Genomic DNA, 383 nt, shown 5'->3' on the forward strand with positions numbered 1-383 from the left:
GCGGGCGGCGGGCGGCAAGTAGTCGCCCAGCGTGGCAAACAGCTTGAAGGTGATCTGCATAGTCCCCCAGCTCAACGGCGGCGGGCGTCGCCGGCCCCGCTCCACTGGCCTTGCGCCTGAGCCGTCGCCAGGTAGGCCTTCATCAGCTGCGTCGGGTCTTCCTTGAGCTTGTCTTTCCACTCGCCCAGTTTGACTTTGCCTTCCACCAGGCCGCGCATCACGCCCACGTGGTCGGTCCAACCCACGCTGTTGCAGCCCACCATCACGTCGCCCTGGAACTGCAGGCTGAGCACCTTGTGGTGCGCCGGGTCCAGCAGCTCCACCTGCTCGCCGCCGGGCACGCCCTGCCAGTTGCCGAAGCTGGTGGAAATCAGGCCCAGCGT

General features: G+C 67.1%; 1 pseudogene. It reads right to left on the minus strand.

Annotation, left to right across the window (positions count from 1 at the left end):
• Window positions 1-71: 71 nt before the first annotated feature.
• Window positions 72-383, minus strand: a pseudogene (locus tag HA630_RS00980) (NAD(P)/FAD-dependent oxidoreductase); the annotation flags it as partial.

The sequence above is a fragment of the Aquabacterium sp. A08 genome, from assembly GCF_011742065.1.